This is a genomic window from Zobellia russellii (genome assembly GCF_018728565.1).
Classification (GTDB): Bacteria; Bacteroidota; Bacteroidia; order Flavobacteriales; family Flavobacteriaceae; genus Zobellia; species Zobellia russellii.
This window is the reverse complement of sequence record NZ_JACSOI010000044.1, coordinates 1-210: the sequence shown is the minus strand read 5'-3', so window position 1 is coordinate 210 and position 210 is coordinate 1. Positions and strand designations below refer to the sequence as shown.

The 210-nt window shown below is 51.9% G+C and carries 1 pseudogene; it reads left to right on the top strand.

Annotated features, from left to right (window positions below):
• Positions 1 to 210: pseudogene (locus tag H9565_RS20120) on the top strand (carbohydrate kinase); the annotation flags it as partial.

The window sequence follows — 210 nt, the reverse complement described above, 5'->3', positions numbered from 1 at the left end:
CGATATCGGGAACGGCTCCTTGTTCAACATGAGGATAGACGGAAGTCCCGTAAAGGTTTCCCGCCTGTTCCTGGGCAACGAGTACAAGCTACAGGTAAGGGCGCTCGCGGAGCACTTCAACGTATCCCCAGACGCCCATAAGCAGGTGGAGTTCGATCAGGATACCTTTTTCGAGATCAACAAGGATTTCGTGCACATGTTCAAATGGGA